Annotated in this window: 13 protein-coding genes and 1 pseudogene; 3 read left to right on the forward strand and 11 right to left on the reverse strand. The window is 65.7% G+C overall.

Features of this window, described 5'->3' with window-relative positions; translation table 11 throughout:
- Window positions 1-227: 227 nt before the first annotated feature.
- From ACIA48_RS30120 to ACIA48_RS30150, 7 genes are all read right to left on the reverse strand, one after another.
- Complete coding sequence (locus ACIA48_RS30120) at window positions 228-1,004, reverse strand: ABC transporter ATP-binding protein (RefSeq protein ID WP_067391616.1); 777 nt, start codon at window positions 1,002-1,004, stop codon at window positions 228-230.
- Window positions 1,001-2,671 (reverse strand): dipeptide/oligopeptide/nickel ABC transporter permease/ATP-binding protein, encoded by a 1,671-nt coding sequence (locus ACIA48_RS30125; protein WP_396739978.1) that lies wholly within the window; start codon window positions 2,669-2,671, stop codon window positions 1,001-1,003. The genes ACIA48_RS30120 and ACIA48_RS30125 overlap by 4 nt, the downstream gene beginning before the upstream one ends.
- On the reverse strand, window positions 2,668-3,678 hold the full coding sequence (locus tag ACIA48_RS30130; protein ID WP_067391621.1) for an ABC transporter permease: 1,011 nt from the start codon (window positions 3,676-3,678) through the stop codon (window positions 2,668-2,670). Before ACIA48_RS30130 ends, ACIA48_RS30125 begins: the two co-directional genes overlap by 4 nt.
- Window positions 3,679-3,724: 46 nt before the next feature.
- The gene (locus ACIA48_RS30135) at window positions 3,725-5,347 is read right to left on the reverse strand and encodes an ABC transporter substrate-binding protein (RefSeq protein ID WP_396739981.1); all 1,623 of its coding nucleotides are present in this window, start codon (window positions 5,345-5,347) and stop codon (window positions 3,725-3,727) included.
- Window positions 5,344-5,934, reverse strand: a complete 591-nt coding sequence (locus ACIA48_RS30140) for a hypothetical protein (protein WP_067391627.1) — start codon at window positions 5,932-5,934, stop codon at window positions 5,344-5,346. The genes ACIA48_RS30135 and ACIA48_RS30140 overlap by 4 nt, the downstream gene beginning before the upstream one ends.
- Window positions 5,931-6,593 carry a hypothetical protein gene (locus tag ACIA48_RS30145; RefSeq protein WP_131808574.1) on the reverse strand — a complete coding sequence of 221 codons (663 nt, stop codon included), beginning with the start codon at window positions 6,591-6,593 and terminating at the stop codon, window positions 5,931-5,933. The genes ACIA48_RS30140 and ACIA48_RS30145 overlap by 4 nt, the downstream gene beginning before the upstream one ends.
- A 418-nt stretch (window positions 6,594-7,011) precedes the next feature.
- Window positions 7,012-7,536, reverse strand: a complete 525-nt coding sequence (locus tag ACIA48_RS30150) for a hypothetical protein (RefSeq protein WP_067391634.1) — start codon at window positions 7,534-7,536, stop codon at window positions 7,012-7,014.
- Between the two features lie 239 nt (window positions 7,537-7,775).
- On the opposite strand from ACIA48_RS30150, the gene ACIA48_RS30155 reads away from it, so the two are divergent.
- From ACIA48_RS30155 to ACIA48_RS30165, 3 genes are all read left to right on the forward strand, one after another.
- Window positions 7,776-8,234 carry a MarR family winged helix-turn-helix transcriptional regulator gene (locus ACIA48_RS30155; protein WP_396739984.1) on the forward strand — a complete coding sequence of 153 codons (459 nt, stop codon included), beginning with the start codon at window positions 7,776-7,778 and terminating at the stop codon, window positions 8,232-8,234.
- A 55-nt stretch (window positions 8,235-8,289) separates the two neighbouring features.
- Window positions 8,290-8,424: a hypothetical protein gene (locus ACIA48_RS30160; RefSeq protein ID WP_263987605.1), complete on the forward strand. Its 135-nt coding sequence runs from the start codon at window positions 8,290-8,292 to the stop codon at window positions 8,422-8,424.
- A gap of 141 nt (window positions 8,425-8,565) precedes the next feature.
- Window positions 8,566-9,312 carry an SAM-dependent methyltransferase gene (locus ACIA48_RS30165; RefSeq protein ID WP_396739985.1) on the forward strand — a complete coding sequence of 249 codons (747 nt, stop codon included), beginning with the start codon at window positions 8,566-8,568 and terminating at the stop codon, window positions 9,310-9,312.
- Window positions 9,313-9,665: 353 nt separating this feature from the next.
- Here ACIA48_RS30165 and ACIA48_RS30170 read toward each other — a convergent pair whose 3' ends face one another.
- The 4 genes and pseudogenes from ACIA48_RS30170 to ACIA48_RS30185 all read right to left on the reverse strand — a co-directional run bounded on the left by ACIA48_RS30170 (window position 9,666) and on the right by ACIA48_RS30185 (window position 14,614).
- The gene (locus ACIA48_RS30170) at window positions 9,666-10,658 is read right to left on the reverse strand and encodes an IS481 family transposase (RefSeq protein ID WP_396739987.1); all 993 of its coding nucleotides are present in this window, start codon (window positions 10,656-10,658) and stop codon (window positions 9,666-9,668) included.
- Window positions 10,659-10,843: 185 nt separating this feature from the next.
- Window positions 10,844-10,921 (reverse strand): annotated as a pseudogene (locus tag ACIA48_RS30175) (hypothetical protein); the annotation flags it as partial.
- Between the two features lie 4 nt (window positions 10,922-10,925).
- Window positions 10,926-13,445 (reverse strand): site-specific integrase, encoded by a 2,520-nt coding sequence (locus tag ACIA48_RS30180; protein WP_084377508.1) that lies wholly within the window; start codon window positions 13,443-13,445, stop codon window positions 10,926-10,928.
- The gene (locus ACIA48_RS30185; protein WP_067391639.1) at window positions 13,442-14,614 is read right to left on the reverse strand and encodes a tyrosine-type recombinase/integrase; all 1,173 of its coding nucleotides are present in this window, start codon (window positions 14,612-14,614) and stop codon (window positions 13,442-13,444) included. Before ACIA48_RS30185 ends, ACIA48_RS30180 begins: the two co-directional genes overlap by 4 nt.
- Window positions 14,615-14,680 lie beyond the last annotated feature (66 nt).

The raw sequence follows: 14,680 nt of genomic DNA on the forward strand, positions 1-14,680 counted from the left end.
CTTCACTGAACTTGTCAACCCGATTTGGTGACTGGAGAACTAGCTAGAGAAGTCTTCGAGCAGGCGGCGGCGTAGAAACATCAACTCGCCTCAGGCGTGGTAGCGGGAGTGCAGCAGGAAGCGGACGGTTCACCGTGACGCGACCGTCGAAGCCACGAAGCTGCTGCAACACATCCGCGGAGCGGGCCGTTTCGCTGAATGGGTGTCCATGCCGAGAATTCCGAAGGTCATTGCTTCGCCCTCCTGCGTTGAGCGGCCGCGATCAGCGCGGCGGTATACGGGTGCTGAGGCGCGTCGAACACCTCGGTGGTGCGCCCATGCTCGACGACCCGGCCCCGCCGCATGACGGCCACCCGTTCACAGCCGTGCCCGACCAGGGCGAGGTCGTGGGTGATGTGCAGGATCGCGACACCTTTGGTGGCGGCCATTTCGCTGAGCAGGTCCACGATGTCGCGGCGCAGCGTCGCATCGAGCATCCGGGTGGGCTCATCGGCGAGCACCAGCCGAGGCTCGGTCACCAGCGCCCTGGCGAAAGCCACTCGTTGCCGTTCGCCGCCGGACAGCTGATGCGGGTATCGGGTGAGGTGGCGAGGATGCAGGTAGACGGCGTTCAGAGCATCGGCGGCTCGCTCCCGGCGCTCTTCCCGGTCGCCGATGCGGTGGATGACCAGCGGTTCGGCGACGATGTCGAGGACTCGCAGCGTCGGGGGCAGGGCCGCGTAAGGGTCTTGGAACACAAGGTGCAACCGCCGCCGCTGGCGCCGCGCAGCCCGTTGGCGCAGTCCTACGAGGTCGACCCCGTCCAGCCGGATGGCTCCCGAGTCGGGCGTGACGAGTCCGGCGACGGCCCGCGCGACGGTTGACTTGCCGACGCCGGACCCGCCGACGAGGCCGACGGTTTCCCCCGCCGCGATCTGGAGATCGAACTCGTCGACAGCCCGCACCGCACCGAAGCTCACGATGAGCCCCTTGACGTCGAGCGCGGGTGACTGCTCGCGGATCACGCTGGTGTTCCCGCGGTCGTGAGGCGCGGTACCGCGTCGACCAGACTTCGGGTGAAGGGGTGCGCGGATGCGGTGAGCACCTGTTCGGTCGGGCCGACCTCCACGATCCGACCGGCCTGCATCACCGCGATCCGATCGGCGATCCGCCCGACCACGCTCAGATCGTGCGACACGATCAGCAATGCGAGATTCAGCCGGTGACGTATGTCATCGAGCAGGTCGAGTATCTCACCCTGAACGACGCCGTCGAGACCACTGGTCGGTTCGTCGGCGATCACCACTGCGGGGTCGTTGATCAGTGCCATCGCAATGACGACGCGCTGGCACATGCCGCCGGAGAACTGGTGCGGATAGCTCCCGGCCCGAGCCGGGTCGAGCCCGACCAGGTTCAGCAGCTCGTCGGCACGCGCGCGTGCCGTGGCCCGCGTGACCGACCGGTGTGCGCGAACTGCCTCGGCGAGCTGCGCGCGGACAGTGCGCACCGGGTTCAGCGCGCTGATCGCGTCCTGCGGCACCAACGCGATCCGGTCCCCGCGCAGTGCCCGCAGCTCCTCGGCTGTGAGCGTCGCCAGGTCTCGGCCCTGTACCGCGACGGTGCCCGCGATCACCGTCGCGGCCGGCGGCAGTAGCGCGATGGCGGCCGCGGTGACCGTGGATTTGCCGCTACCGGACTCCCCGACCACGCCGACCAGCTCACCTGCCTCGACGGTGACACTCAGACCGTCCACGGCTGTGACGACACCACGGTCGGACTGATACGTGACGGTCAGATTCTCGATCACCAGTGGCGGCGCACCCAAGTCGACCGGGCCGGCAGCACGGGTGGGCGCGGATCGAGGCGGCAGACCGTCGCGCAGCGAGGGCCGGGCGCGTTCTTCGAACGCGTAGCCGAGCAGTGCGAAGGCCAGGACGGTGAGTGCGATCACGAGGCCCGGTGGGACCACCCACCACAGCCAGGCATCGGTGAGGAAGGCGCTGCGGGCGTGTGCGTTCGAGAGCATGGAACCCCAGCTCTTGGCGGTGATATCACCAAGTCCGAGGAAGGCGAGGGACGCTTCCAAGAGGATCGCGGACTTAGTGGCGAGGACGAACTGCGGCACCAGCAGCGGGGCAACCGCCGGCAGAATGTGTCGAGGGAGGACGTGGCCTGCTCCGGCGCCCATCGCGCGCAGGGCCTGGATGTGGTCACGTTCGCGCAGGGAAAGCACCTGTGCCCGCAGCTCGCGCGAGATACCGGCCCAGATCACGGCACTGATGACGATGACCTGGGTGATTAGGCCCGGCCCGGCAAACACCCCGATGACGATGGTCAACGGCAGCACCGGCAGTGCCAAGACCACGTCGACGAAGCGCATCAATACGGTGTCCACCCAGCCTCGGGCGTAGCCCGCGAGCAGTCCGACGCTCGCCCCGATGACCGTCGCCGCCAGCGCCGCAACGATTCCGACGAGCAGGGAGATGCGCGCGCCGTAGATCAGCTCGGACAGCAGATCGTGCCCCACGTCGTTGGTGCCCAGCAGATGCGCGGCCGACGGGGCCGAGAATGGCCGCCCGACCCGATCGCTCGGCGCGTAGGGCGCCAGCAGCGGTGCCGCCAAGGCAACGAATACCAGCACCCCGAGGAGGGCGAGGCCGACCATCGCGAGCCGCCGCGAGCGGGTCCTCATGACGGCACCGCGGTGCCCGTTGTCGTCACGGCGGACTCTCGCCGCTCGGGTCGTACCCGAGGATCGAGGAGTGGGTAGGTGAGGTCTGCCAACAGATTTGCCGCCACGATGCCGACCGTGATCAACAGGAACCCGCCCTGGAGCAGGGGGTAGTCCCTCGCCGTGACCGCGTTGAAGATCAACCGGCCGATCCCGGGATACGCAAAGACCGTTTCGACGACGACAGCCCCGGATACCAGCGTCCCGACGGCGAGCGTCACGTTGGTGTACACCGGCAGCAGCGCGTTCCGCAGGGCGTGGGTGATCACGATCCGTCGTTCGGAGAGGCCTTTGGCCCGGGCGAGCCGGACGAAGGGCTCGTCCAGGACGGTTGTCATCGTCGCCCTGGCCAGCAGGAAGAATCCGCCGAGCGTGGCGAGTACCAGCGTGGCCACCGGCAACACCATGCGCGCGGCGACGTCGGCGAGCCATCCGAGGCCGTCGCCGTCGATCGCCGCGGCACCGTAGGACGGGAAGATCCCGAGCTGCACCGCGAATACTGCGACGAGGATCATGCCGATCCAGAAGCTGGGCATGGCGTCAAGCAGGAGGACCCCGATGACCGAGCCCGCGTCGCGACGGGTGCCGCGCCGCCAGGCCGCCCAAGCGCCCAGGAGGGTGCCGATGACGAAAGCCAGCAGGATCGATACGGCGGCCAGCGCAACCGTCCAGGGCAGGTAGTCCAGCAGAATGTCGACCACCGGCCGGTTGAACTCGACCGATGTCCCCAGGTCACCCCGTACCAAGTCAGCCCAAAATGCGCCGTACTGTTCGAGGATGGACCGGTCCAATCCGTAGCTGGCCCGGATCTCCTCCAATAGTTCCGGTGCCAGATCGCCATTCTCGCCGTACAGGTAGACGACCGGATCGCCACCGGAGAGGTGTGGCAGCGCGAAATTCAGTGTGGCCGCGACCCACAACACCAGCGCGTACTGCCCGGCCCTCGCCAGTAGCCGGCCGGGCCTCATCCGTCCGGGACCGTCGTCCGTGCTACGTCGGGCAGGTACGGGTGCCTCACGGTGTCACCACGGCGTTGGCCGCCTCAGCCCGGTCTCGCGGAATCAACGACCATTTGTGCATGATGCCGTACCCCGGTGAGTCGACGAACCCGCCGTAGCTACCGATCCGGTAGGCGAAGTACTTGTCGGGATGGTAGAGCGCAACCACCGGCGGCACCTCGTTCAACAGTCGCTGGATCTCGAAGCCTGCCTCGCGCCGGTCTTCCAGCGTGGCGGTCTGCTTCCAGCGGTCGATCTTCTGCTGGAGTTCCGGGTACGGGTATTCGTCGAGGTTCCAGGAGGAGCCCGAGAACAGGCTCAGCACATACTGAGTGGGGTCGGCCACGGTATGCGGGACTCCGTCCCGCACCAGGAGGTCGAAGGTCTCCATGTCCTTGCCGGATGCAGCGTGCCGGCCGGCGTCCAGGGGCCGCAAATTTACTGCCAGCCCGACGTCACCGAGCTGTTCGGCGACCACCTCGGCGGCACGGACCTGCGTGGGTTCGGCGCCGTTCACCTCCACGGTGAGCGTGAGCGGAGCGCCATCGGGGCTCTCCCGGAGACCATCGCCGTCGGTGTCGCGATACCCGGCTTCGTCGAGGATCGCGCGTGCCCGCTCCGGGTCGGTCGGCGTGGAGGCCTCTGGATCGGCCCACGGTGAGTCGGGATGCATGCGTCCCATCGTCGCTGCGCGTCCGCGACCCAACACAACGACGTCGAGCAGTTCCTCCTTGTCCAGCGCCAGCGATACCGCGCTGCGCACCCGGGCGTCGGCGAACATCGGTTTGGTGTAGTTCATCCGGAGGTCGACCTGTTCGAGCGGGGTGGTGTTCACGACCTCGATCGTGTCGGAGGCCTCGAACTCGTCCAGCAACTCCGGCGGAACCTGACGGGCGGCCACGTCGATCTCACCCGCGCGCAACGCGGTGAATGTGGCCGAGGGGTCTTCGATGACCGGCATCACCAGTTCGTTCACCCGCGGCTTGCCACCGAAATATTCGCTGAATGCGGTGAATCGGTAACCGGTGACGGGGTCGTACTCGGCGAGCCGGTATGGGCCGGTGCCGATCGGCAGTGCGGTGACCTTTTTGACGCTCTCCGGCGGAATCTGCGACCAGATGTGTTTGGGCAGGATCGGGAGGTCGGCAAGTGTCACCGTGCCGAGCTCCGGGCAGGGAAACGCGCATTCGAAACGTATTGTGTCGGAATCGATTCGGGTCGTCGAGGAGATCTCAGGAATCTCCGTGATGTGGTGCGTCCAGCGGCCGGTGTCGGCCTCTTGGGCGTAGGCGAAGGTGAACTCCACATCGGCGGCGGTGAACGGCTCCCCGTCATGCCAGGTGACGTCGTCTCGGACGGTAACTTCCCAGGTGCTGGGATCGACCATGGTGACCTCCGAGGCCAGCCACGGTTGCGGGTCGTCGACAAAGGGAGACGGTGCGACGAGCTTGTCGTAGACCAACTCGCTGATCCATTCCTCGTGCTCGACGAAGACGTTGACCGGGCCGACGTCCAACGGGATTGCCACGGTGAGCCGGTCAACCGTGTCCGGGCCGGCACTGGGTCCTGAGCCCTTATCGGCACATCCGCCCACCAGCAACGCAGACGCGCACATCAGTGCGCCCCACCGGTATTTCATCGCACACTCCCGGGTAGCAGGGTCGTCGTCACCCACGGCAGAAAGGCGGCCAGGAACCGCGCGCTGGCGGGCGCCCTGGTGTGGCCGTAATGCGCGAGTGGATCGATGGTGCTGACCATCAGCGTGCCGCCCGAGGCGGGCCGCTCCAGGTAGGCGACGGCCGACCCGTCGGGCGCGCTGAGTAACACTTCGGCGCCATCGGGTGCATCGAGCACACCGTGGTGGTGCAGGGCCTGCCCGGCGGCGCCTACCTCGGTGTGCGACCAGGTCCCGCCGATGCGGGTCTGTCCCGCGCCACCGACCGGACGGAAGGTCCAGCGCAGCGAATGTGGCCATCCCCCTTGCTGTTCACCGAACATCAGCACGATCCCCCCGCGGTTCAGCAATGCCTCCAGCTGCGGAGCCAGTCGGGACAACCGGCGTCTGGGGGTCCCCTCGGGCACCCAGACCGCCTCCGCGTCGTCAATTGCCGGGTATCCCGTCGCGCCGGTGTACACCACCGCATCGAGGTGTGCGCGGTGGTGCGGCTCGGCGAATGTCGCAGTTTCCGCGGCCGATCCGCTGGTCAGCGCAACCAGTCCGGTCATCGGGTGGCTCCCGCGATCCACTGGACCAGCTGCGGCATGATCCGTGCAGCCGTGGTGGTGGTGACGCCGTTCGCGATCAGGTTGTTGCCACTGTGCACCAGAACCGTGCCGCTCCCCGCCTTCGCGACGTAGGTGCCCGGTGTCTCGTCGGCTCGCCACGCGATCACTTCGGCATGCTCCGGTGGCCGATGCCAGCCATTGGCGTAGAGGAACGAGTGCCCGAGCTCTGCGGGCGCGACGCCGGCGAAGACCGGGTGGTCGGCGAGCACCGGCGATCCCGCGGTGTCCGCGTTGCTTTGATGCCACTCGAATGTCGTGGTTTCGGGCAGCCAGTCCTCCGCGAGTTGGCCGCTGAACACCACGACACCACCCCGGTCGAGCAGGCCGGCGATGCGCTGTTTCATTCGGGCAAGCAGCAGTTGGTCCGCGCGACCCGCGATGATCAGACCGGCAAACCCCTCCAGGTCGGCGTCGGGCAGGTCGTCCATGTCGAGCAGCGTGACCGGCATCGCGTCAAGCGCGGCATCGCGGCCGTCGACCCCGCCGGCGAGGGTCCACAAACGGTGGATCTCGTCCCAGTCCATCTCACCGCTCTGGCCCGGCCCAGGCGTCGGGTGCACTGCGATTGCGACTTCATGCAGCCTGAGGTAACAGGTCAAGTCAACTTCCTTAGGTTAGGCGAAGCTACCTGTCCTGTTTAGCACGCGAACAATGCTCCGGCTACCTCTCCGTAGAGACGAAAGGTGGCCGGAGCCAATTGAATTGCGCGCGCAGGAGAGCCGGACAGTTGTCTCGCGAATAGCACGTCACACCGCCCGACGCACTTTGCAACTTCGTGCCGGCCGACAGGGTGTCGACGCGAAAGTCATTGCGGTGCAGAACTAGCGGTGTGAAGGTCAATAGTCTGTATTGCCGGATCACGTCCGGCGTTTAGGCACTTCTCCACTCGGACGGGTCGGACCGTCCAAGGCCAGGCACGGCAACGCGAAATCGATGGCGGCGGCGACCGCACGCACCAAAAGCGCACTGCCCCAGACGGTCCGGCATCCGACGGATCGCCTTCAGCACAGGATCACATCACCGAATTGTGGCGTCGTAGACGTCCTTTGCCGGGTGGCTCAGAAGGCGTTGAGCCATATCCTTCTTCAGCCAGACGAGACGCTCTTCCTCTTCAGGGCTACGTTCTACTTTTCTTGCCAGCGTGATGAACTCGTCGGCAACAAGTCCGGGACGCAACGTGAGGTCGACGGTCCGGCCCCGGTACTTCAACCGGAAAAGATACTTGCCCTTGGGACTTTGCAGAATATCGTCGCCGGCCAGCGCCACGTCGACGTGATAGCGCCCGCCGGTCACGACCCGAGTGACGATCTCAAATGCGTCGCGGCCTCCGGGACCGGGGAACGCAGTCTCTATGGACAGGTCCGCCCGCTCGGGCGCCTTACCGTCGTCCAACAGCGGGAAGCCGCGTTCCATGACCTTGAACGCATGGGCCACCCCGCCGGGAAAGCCGAAGCCGTGGTATCGCAGCATCTCATCGAAGGTGAACTGGATTGGCTGGCCACCCTCGGTGACTGTCAGGGTCTCGGTATCAGGGTATGACATGTGATTCCTTCGGTTGTGTCAAGAGATTTCACGTTGCCGAACGGTCAACGCCGAGCGCCGTGCATGCGCGCACGGCGCGCTGCACCGGCTGAAGCAGTCACCACTCACGGGCGCCGGCAAGAACCGAGCGATGGCGTCTCCGCCCGGTAGGCATGGCTTCTGGATGGGCGGCCGCGCAACTCCTTCCTAGGTACGCACACACCGAGCCATGCGCATAATAGCTCGGACCCAGAGGTATTATGCAAGGTGTGGCCACCCACTCCGAGATCGCAGCTGACATCTTCGACACCCACGGGCGTTTCCGTCGTCAGGTGCGTCGGACGGCCGGTCGCGCCTTCACCACCGGACTGCCCGAGTCGCAAGCTGACCTCGTGCGGCTCATCGGTCGACAGCCTGGGATCTCGGTGAGCGCCGCGGCGGCAGAACTCGGCATGGCGGCCAACACCGCCTCCACGCTGGTCACCAAGCTGTCCGGTGACGGTCTGGTGATCCGCGAGGTGGACGCGACGGACCGGCGCGTGGGCCGACTGCGGCTCAGCGCCAATGCGCAGCGCGTCGCCGACAATTCCCGCAAGGCCCGGCGTACGGCTCTGGCGGGAATCCTCGACCAGCTCTCCGACGACGAGATCGACTCGCTCGCTGACGGATTGGTGGTCATCAAAAAGATGGTCCAGTTGCTCAACGAAGGTCAGCCGTAACCACCGAGGCGGCCATCGATCCCCGCGACACTCATCCGGTTGGGAAGGTACGCCCATGCTCACCGTAGTTCAGCAGGCCAACGACAGCGATGGCGGCCAGCGGTCGCTGCTCGATGAGATCGTTCGCGACGGTGCTCGGACCCGTTCCACGGGATTGACCATCTCTCAGATATTGGGTGGAAACGTCTAACACGGAAGGTTAGGTTCATCCGGTTGAAGAGCCATGCGTCCGAACGAGGTGTATTGGTGACGGTCCGAGCAACGGCAGCCGACTCAGGTCGACTGTCCTCCGCGCATGCCAGGACTGAATCAAACCCAAGGAGTATCTCTCGTGGATCTTCCACGCATCTTCACCATTCGCGAAAGTAGCCACCGGATCCACAACCCGTTTAGCTCTGGCAAGCTCGCCGCCCTGGGCCAAGCACTGCATCTGGAACCCGGGACGCGCGTGCTGGATCTCGCCAGCGGGTCGTGCGAAATGCTCTGCACGTGGGCCCGCGACCACCGCGTCACCGGGATTGGGGTGGACATCAGCACGGTGTTCACTGAGCAAGCCCGTGTCCGTGCCGCCGAACTCGGCGTCGCTGACCAGGCCACCTTCGTGCACTCCGACGCTTCCAGCTTCGTTGCGGGCAAGGTGGTCGATGTCGCCGCGTGCGTGGGCGCCACCTGGATCGGCGGCGGTGTGGCCGGTATCGTCGAACTGCTGAGCAAGAGTCTCCGTCCCGGTGGCCTGATGCTGATCGGTGAACCGTTCTGGCGTCGCGAAGTACCCGACCAGGAAGCCGCCAACGCCTGTGGCGCGAGTGGCAAGGACGACTTCCTGCTACTACCGGAGCTGATCGAGCAGTTCGGCGATCTCGGGTTCGACGTGGTGGAAATGGTGTTGGCCGATCAGGACTGCTGGGACCGGTACAAGGCGGCGCAGTGGCTCAACCTCCGCCGCTGGCTCGACGAGAATCCTGACGACGAACTGGCCCCCGAGGTGCGGGCCGAGCTCACCACCGAACCCGCACGGTACACGCGGTACCAGCGTGAATACCTCGGTTGGGGAGTTTTCGCCCTGATAGGCCGCTGACAGCGCAATGAACGCGGGTCCGGGCAGTACGTTGGCCCGGACCCGCGTTTCATGGTCGATCCCCAGGCGAGTGGGTCCCTGGCACCCGCGGTCCTAAGTCAACGCTGCCAATGTCGATGACGATCGAGGCGAGTCCACCCCTGCGGTGGGCGCGGTCGAGGCCTCGCGCCTTGGTCCTTGGTCGCGCTGGTCCGCGCGTCGGCACCTTATTTCGCAAGGACAGCCAAGCTCATCGAAGGCCCGCCAACCCCCGACCTCCCTCACCGGACACGCCGTTATCCGAAGTCCCCTGGCGGGCCCCAATCCAAAGGATTTGACAATTTCTCTATGAAGGAAGCGCTCGCTGCGGCTGCCTAGCTGTACTGCCCAGGCAGGTTGGTTAACCGTGTGATGGGCGGGACCCTGCCTATTGCTGAGTGTTGCCGATGGTGATTGTAGGTGTGTAGCCAGGCTGGTAGCGCTGAGCGGCGGGTGCGTTCGTTCGGGTAGTGGCGGGCGAATGCCCATTCAGCAGCCATGGTGCGGTGGAAGCGCTCGATCTTGCCGTTGGTTTGGGGCCGGTTTACGCGGGTGCGTTTGTGTACTACTCGCAGCTCAGCGCAGGCATCGCGCCAGGCGTGGGAGCGATAGCACGAGCCATTATCGGATAGCACTCGCTCGACGGTAACCCCGCGGGACGCGAACCAGCTCACGGCGCGATGGAGTACCGCGATCGCGGTGGCAGCGGTTTCGTCGTTGTGGATCTCGGCGTAGGCCACGCGTGAGTGGTCGTCGATGACGGTGTGAACGAAGGCGTGCCCGAGGAGTTCACCGCGGTGGCGGCTGCGGGTGGTTCCCGGTGTAGCTTGGCGGTTCTTGCGGCCCTGGATGCGTCCGACGAAGCGCCAGCCGCCTCCCTGAGGAATGTTGCCGAGCTTCTTGACATCGACGTGGATCAGCGATCCTGGCCTGTCATGCTCGTAGCGGCGGATGTTCTCGCCGGTACGAATATCGATGTGCGACAGTCGATTCAATCGACACCTGACCAACACAGCGTGAACTGTTGAAGCTGGCATCGACAACCGGGACGCGATTGCCAGCGGCGAGAGTCGATGACGCCAACGAAGGTGGACAATCTTGCGCACCAGAATCTGCGACGTGCGGTTGGGGCTGTGGTGGGGCCGGCTGGAGCGATCCTCCATTCCCGCCGCACCCATCTCCACGTAGCGCAAAGCCCAGCGTTTGGCCGTCGGCCAGGACACGTTGAAGTGTTCGGCGGCCCGAACGATCGGCCAGCCCTCATCGACGACCAACCGGGCAAGCATCAACCGCCCCCGTGGCGTCAGAACAGCGTTAGCGTGGACCACGAAGGTCTCCTGTCGTCGAAGTGGGTGTCTAAGCAGCTCCACTCCACGACGGGAGACCTTCGTCCATCAACGACCGCTACAGCGTGTCGTCACACTTTCTCAACCAACCTGCCTGGGCAGTACACCTAGCCGACTTCCTCGCGACCGAAGCAGATCGAGTGGAAGCCGTCAACACCACTTCGTCATAGGGAGGCGTCGGCAGGAATTGTAGGTACCGACTTGGCCAACATCGGCGAGACCGGCGGCATGACGGGGAGCTTCATCGCCTCATTGTGGTCTCTGCTCGGTGAACGGGTTGCTGCCGTTTGAGAGTCGTTGCTCCGCCTCGGATTGCCGGCTGCGCAGATGCTTGATGCTCTCTTCGAGCGCGGCGACCTCGCCGAGCCATGCACGATCCTTCGCCTCCACGAGGCGCTGTTCGGCGTTCTCGGTCATCTCGTTGATGCGCCCCAACTGGGCGGGGTCCACGCGCAAGAACCGGCATCTCGTGCAGGCGTGCTCGTGCACGCAGGGCGTGCCGTAGGGGCGGTGGCACTCACCGAGGGCCACCCGACGCAGCAGGAAGTGGTTCTCGAACTCCGACCATTCGTCGGCCTCGGCGACCCGGTCCTCGCCGATCGGGCGCAACTGCCGGCGCCGTTCGATGAACGCCTGGTGGGCGGTGATGAGGTGCTCGGGAAACACCGCGGTATAGCCGCGGGTGGTGTCGAGGTTCAGGTGACCCAGCAGCGCAGCGGCGATGTGCAGCGGAAGGCCGCCGTTGACGGCGTCGGTGGCGAACAAGCGGCGGAAGTCGTGCGGGGTGAACCGGATCGGCTGGCCAGCATCGCTGAGTCCGGCCACTACCGCCAAATGGCTGAGGATGCCACGCAAGTAGTGCCCGGAGAGGACTTCCTGGCGGGCGCCGACCCTGCGGGAGAACAGGTGCGGAAACGGTTGACCGTGCACCTTCTCGGTGACGTCGTAGCGGACCGAGAGCGGCACGTGATCACCGCCGCCCTTGGCTCGCCGCAGTACCGCCAGCAGCACTTGCACCAGCTCTGGGGTCATCGGCACCAGTCGTTCGCAGTCGGTCTTGCTCGGCACGATGTGTAGCAGCGGTACCAGTGTTCCGGTGGTCGATGCGGTGTAGTGGCGCAGCGACAGCTGCGTCAGCTCCATCAGCTCTTCGACGCGAATACCGGTGTGGCGCAGGGTCTCGGCGACCGCCCAGCACCAAAATCCGTCATCCTCCACACCGGTGACATCGATGCGCTTGGCCTCGCCGCGGATCCAGTTCGGTCGCGGTTGTCCCGGCGCCAGCCGGGCCCACACCCGCGCGCGCTCGTCGATTGCCAGACGCTCCGGCGGCGCATCCCGCACGAACACGTAGCCGTCGATCTCGAACTGGATATCGTGCTCGGCGGCGCGAGCCTTCTCCAGGAACAGCGCGCTGCGCTGCTTGTGTTCGTTCACGGCGGTCAGGAACGTCGGCAGCAACGGCGTCAGTACGCGGGTACGGCTTTGCATCTGACTTTGTTGGCGCCGCTTGTTCTTGGCAGCCGCTCGGCTCAGTTCTCGCGGGACGGGGCAAGGTGCCACCCAGACGCCCCAGCGCACTGGGTCGTCGTGGGACCATTCGGCCAAATCGCGGTAGAAGCCGCGGATCGCGAACAAAACGGAGTGGACATCCCGGCGGTCGCGCCCGTCGGTCGTCACGGACAGTCGTTGACGCCACGCCGTAATGACGTCCGCCGACAGCCGTAGGTCGGCTTGCTCGGGGTTGATCTGTAGGATCTCCCACCAGAACAGACGCACGATCCGGTAGGCCAAGCCTTCTAGCGAGCCGTAATCCATGCCGGGGCGAATCTCTTCGAAGTAATCCGTCAGCAGATCCCGTACGCCCGAAGGTGGAATGCCGTAGCGGTCGACCAGGGTGGCGGTCGAGTGCTGTCGTGTATTGCCTTTTGCCGACCAGGCGGCCCGCAACGTCGGGGCTTCAGTGGCCAGCGGACCGAGGCGCACCAGCAGTTCCCACAGTAGATGTTCGCGGCGTTGCCTCCCTGAGGTCTTCACCACGTCGGCGTAGTAGAGCAGGTCGTCGCCGGTGACCTGCTCGATGGCTTTGCCGGTGCGGATCATCACTCGCGACAGACCGGCTTCTGCGTCGCGTTGATGGCGCAGTAGCGCTGACTGATACTCGTCGAGCTGCCGCAACTCGGTGAGGGCGTTGCCGCCGTTGTGCTCGATGAATTGGGCCGTGTTGAGCTTCGTCCGGGAGTCGAGCATCCAGCTGTAGGACGGTCGGAGAACACGCAGTTGCAGCAGCGCGTTCATTCCAAGCAGGGTGGGTGACCACCGGTTGTACTGGGGCAGGTCCGCATGGTCCATCCAGGTCCTTGGGGCGGCGTCCGAGCCGCTGGCCAGCCAGCGCTGCTCCCAGGTGTCACCGGGGTAGCCGTGAAGTCGGGTGAGCAGTGCCCGGGATCCGCGCACGATCGCCTGTCGGCGTTTCTGGTTGTAGGAGTGGTGATGGCGGCGGACAGCGTCACACAGCTCATCCACGGTGCGGTGCTGCATCGCGGCGCCGTGAGCTTGGGCGGGCAGCTCGGGTGGCGGCTGACTTGCGTCGTAGCCCTTCATGATTCGCAATCGCCCGGTGCGTCCGAACCGATCGTCGGGTGGGATCGCCGCCAGGTGCGGCGAATCGGGCCGTGACAGCAGCTGAATCGACGGAGCCGCCGCCGCGCGGGTCGCCGCGGCCTGCTGACTGCGCTGCAGCCGCGTGTCCTCGTCCTCGGCCGTCACGACAGCGGGAGTCCAAGCAGTTCGCGCACGGCGGCCGCGTCGTAGCTCGGTTCGATCGTCGGCCCCGTGACCGGCGGTCGGGCGTAATGCTCAAGCACCTTGCCGACCAGATCCTCGAGTCGCGGCTGGGTGTAGATCTGCGTCGTCGTAACGCTGGCATGCCGCAGCACTGTCTGCACGTCCACCAACGTGAACGCCGGATCGGCTAGCAACCGCGTCGCGGCCGTATGGCGAAAGTCGTGCAGCGACCAGTTCGTCCCCAAGCTGTCATTGGCCCGGCGCAGCACCGCGCGCATCGCGTGATAATTCAACGGCGCAGGCTTCGATCGCCGCGTCCACCACACCGGACCGCCCGGACTCATGGGTGGCTGCTGCTCGGCGAAGTAAAGCGCCAACCACACGAACGAGTCCACCGACGCCGGCACCACCTCCCGCGCCCGGCTGCCCTTACTGGTCACCGTGACCGTATAGCGGCCGGCATCGAGATCGCCGTGACACAGCCCCAACAACTCCGACGCCCGAACTCCCGACGACAGGTAGAAACTCACCAGAGCGCGGTCACGGTGGCTACGCAGTGCATCGAACAGCGTCGTCGCGGCCTCGTCCGGAATACCCCGCCAGACCGGACGAGGCGTCTTCTGCCTATAGTTCGCACGCTTGTGAATGACGAAGTCCTGCATCGGATTATGGTGCGAATGCGGACGGCCGCCGCCACGAGTCCGCTGCGCGGGCACCGGGTTGACCAGCGGTCCCAGGTTGGCTGCGCAAGCATGCTCGTAGAAGCCGAACAACACCGAGAGCTGATGGTTGATCGTCCTTGCCGCGTACTTCGCCGGCAGCTCGGCCTTGCCGGTCAGAGCGTTCACCGAACCGGGCGCAGGTCTGTTCGGGCGCCGGCGCAGGCGCTGCGGGTTCGGCGTCTCGCGGAGGTACTCGACGAAGGCACGGACGTCGACGCGTTCAGCTTGCTCCCAATTGACCAGGCGCTCGTGGAGGAACCTGAACCACCGCAGCAGGTCGAACGCGTAACTTCGAACTGTGAGTGGACTGCAATCCGAAGCCGCCAGCTCCCGCAGGTATGACGAGGCGCCGAGGTGCTCGTCGTCAGGGAAGATCACCCGCCACGGCAGGCCCGACTCGGCTGACTCCACTCGACCCAGCTCGCCCATAACCGGATCCTCCGCCCGCCGCACCCACCCCACCGGAAGGCTCGCCGAAGTTCAGTCAACTAGACG

It is taken from the genome of Mycobacterium sp. NPDC051804, assembly GCF_044452905.1.
Lineage (GTDB): Bacteria > Actinomycetota > Actinomycetes > Mycobacteriales > Mycobacteriaceae > Mycobacterium.